The organism is Spiroplasma sp. hy2 (genome assembly GCF_044714365.1).
GTDB lineage: Bacteria > Bacillota_I > Bacilli_A > Mycoplasmatales > Mycoplasmataceae > Spiroplasma > Spiroplasma phoeniceum.
The window spans coordinates 1-3,028 of record NZ_RXFZ02000126.1 but is presented as its reverse complement, the minus strand read 5'-3'; the positions used below and the strand labels follow the sequence as shown (position 1 = coordinate 3,028).

The 3,028-nt window shown below is 25.9% G+C and carries 4 protein-coding genes; 2 read left to right on the top strand and 2 right to left on the bottom strand.

What is annotated here, in order from left to right; genetic code table 4:
- The first annotated feature begins 151 nt into the window (after window positions 1-151).
- On the top strand, window positions 152-751 hold the full coding sequence (locus EHV01_RS04370) for a nitroreductase family protein (RefSeq protein ID WP_422066371.1): 600 nt from the start codon (window positions 152-154) through the stop codon (window positions 749-751).
- A 40-nt stretch (window positions 752-791) separates the two neighbouring features.
- On the top strand, window positions 792-1,208 hold the full coding sequence (locus tag EHV01_RS04365) for a hypothetical protein (protein ID WP_422066370.1): 417 nt from the start codon (window positions 792-794) through the stop codon (window positions 1,206-1,208).
- Window positions 1,209-1,620: 412 nt separating this feature from the next.
- Here EHV01_RS04365 and trxA read toward each other — a convergent pair whose 3' ends face one another.
- Both trxA and EHV01_RS04355 read right to left on the bottom strand, forming a co-directional pair.
- Window positions 1,621-1,932, bottom strand: coding sequence for a thioredoxin (gene trxA / locus EHV01_RS04360; RefSeq protein WP_422066369.1), 312 nt, complete (start codon window positions 1,930-1,932; stop codon window positions 1,621-1,623).
- Window positions 1,933-1,987: 55 nt separating this feature from the next.
- On the bottom strand, window positions 1,988-2,797 hold the full coding sequence (locus EHV01_RS04355) for a Cof-type HAD-IIB family hydrolase (protein ID WP_114565339.1): 810 nt from the start codon (window positions 2,795-2,797) through the stop codon (window positions 1,988-1,990).
- Window positions 2,798-3,028: the final 231 nt, after the last annotated feature.

Below are 3,028 nucleotides of genomic sequence, written 5' to 3'. Positions count from 1 at the left end.
TTAAAATTTAAAGCAAAATCATAATCTTACACAAAATTAGTTTTCAAATTGTCATATTGATGATTTTTTTTATTTCATCAAGAGTTTTCGACAAAATTAAAGATTTAAGCACTTTTAATTATATTTTTATTAGCGTATAATAAATTTATAAATAAATTATGATAAAACAAAAGCAGTTAGTGAAAGTGATTTAAAAACAATTTTAACAACTGGAGCCTTAGCACCTAGTTCTAATGGCTTAGAACCAGTAAAAGTTATTATTATCAAAGATCAAAAATTAAAAGAACAAGCAGCATTAAATTGTTTTATGCCTGGCAATCAACAAAAAGTAAAGGATACCCCAATTTTAGCATTACTATTAGGAGCAAATGGTAATTATTTAACATCTGAAGAATTTTTAACCAATCGCTTAGAACGAATTTTTAGTGGTGAAACATTAAAAACAAATGTGCGAGGAATGAGTAATTACTTAAAAAGTTATCCAAGTCCAGATATGTTTTCGGATGAACAAACACATCTTGTCGCTAGTTTTATGGCATTACAAGTTGCTGAATTAAAAATTGAATCAAGTATTATGGGCGGAATTACGCCACTGCAAGCAACCTCATTTTTTACAAAGCATAATATTGTGGACCCAACAAAATGACATTTATCGTTAGGAATGCTATTTGGATATTATGATGACAATGTTAAAGGAACAAGTTTCCCTCGCTTACGAATTGCTGAGGATGAATTTGTTAGCATTTTTTAACTTACTTAATAAAAATTTTCCTAAAAAATTTAATTAACTAATGAAAACATCTCTTAAAAATTTTTGAATTATTAGTTTAATTACTAATATTATTTTTTTATTAATCCAAGTTAGCATCATGACGCCACTAATATTATGTCAAAAACAATTACAGTTAAGTAATGGTGACTTATCGCAAATTTTCTTTGGTATTCTAATTATTATTATTTTAGTAATGTTTATTACTAACTGAATTCTAGTTAAAAATCCACTCCGAAAACTAAATACAACAAAAGAATTAGCACCCTGACAAGCAGACCTTGGTTTTCATATTATTACAAAATATTCACATTTGAAAACGGAATATAATGGTTATGTCTGATATTTAAAGAAAAAAGGTTTTATTCTGCTTGCTACGCTTGGAATTAACTTTGGTTTTGCTTTAATTTCTGCTGTTGTGTTTTCTATTTTAGGATAAAATAAAAACTACTTTTTTATTTCTAAATTTATTATTACTATTTTATAAACTGTTTTTAAATAAAAAAACACTTAATTATATTTAAAAAATTTAACATAATTAAGTGTTTTTTATTATAAAATATTTTTTAATTTTATAAAAATCCTTAGATAAATTAGGGTTATAATTGATGATTTAATAAATTTTTGATTTAAAAAGTTCATTACTATATCTTCATTAAATTAAACATTATCCATTAAAAATTAAATATCCTACTTTGAAACTTTTGTTTCTTCTTTTTGTTTTTTTGCAGCTTCTTTACGAGCCAAGATTTTCGCCGCTTTTTTCTCTGCCATTAAACGACGACGTTTCTTCATTGACATTGCCATTTTTTATTCACCTTCTCCTTTTTAAATTATTAGTAAAAACTTTGTTAACTTAATAAATCTTGTTCAATTTCGTTAACAGTTACAAATCCTGTTTTACGTTTTAATTCATTTCCATTTTGAAAGGTAATTAATGTTGGGATTGATAAAATTCCATAATGCTGAGCAAGATCTTGTAAAACATCAACATTAACTTTAATAAAATTAACATCACTACGCGTTTTTGCTAATTCATTAATAATTGGAGCAATCATTTTACATGGTCCACATCAATCAGCATAAAAATCAACTAAAGTTAACTTTGTATCACCAATCGTTTTTTCGAATTCATCAATATTTTTTACTTCATTTACAGCCATTTTAATTCTCTCCTTTACTGAATTCTCTTGCTTTTTTTATCATATCATAAAAGTACTATTTTTTTAAGAAAAACTGTTGCAAATATTTTGCTGGCCCATTTTCACGATTTGATAATGTTACTTCATTTGCCATTGTTTTTAACTCATCAATCGCATTGCTAACCGCAATCCCAACTCCAGCTTGACGAATTAATTCAAGATCATTATAAGAATCACCAAATGAATAAGTTTGACTAATATCAATTCCAATATGATGGGATAAAAATTGCAAGGCACTACCTTTTGAAATCCCCTTGCAAGCAATTTCAAAAACACGATTATTATATTGAGTAATATCTAATTGCGGTAATAATTGTCGTAACTTTGTCATTAATTCACTAGCACCCTTATCATCTAAGGACTGATGGGCAATAACACTAGCATGTGTAATATCTTCTGTAATATCAGCGACCTTGGTGATAATTTTATATTTTGTTCGCATTATTTTTGATCAATAATAAGAATTCTCACCATATTCGTAAACATAAGTACTATTATTACTAAAAAAATGAACTTTATATTTGCGATAAGTAAAATCAAAAATGGTTTTAATTTCTGCTGTTGTAAAAATCATCATTCATAAAAAACTATTAGTCTTAAAAGAATAAGCACTTGCTCCATTATTTGCCAAAACATAACCATCATACTTATGAACTTTTAGTTTTCGTGCTTGACGAATTGCATCATTAGCTAGGCGCCCTGTTGTAACAACAAAAGGGATTCCTTTTTTTTGAATTGAATTAACTGTTTTTTTTGTTAACCGACTAAACCGATGATTATCTTTTAATAAAGTTCCATCCAAATCAGAAAAAACTGCTTTTTTCATCTACTTATGTTCCTTTCTCTTTCCTTAAAATTTGTATGATTATATTATTTAGAAATATTGATCAAACATTAATTTTATAGTTTTAATAATTATAGTAGAAAATACTTAAATTTAAAAATTTTCTTTAATTTTGTCGAAAACTCTTGATATTTATAAAATATACCTAAAATTAGGTATATTTTTAATATATGGAGGTAAATAATTAATGAAAAAAATAATTACANAATWAWA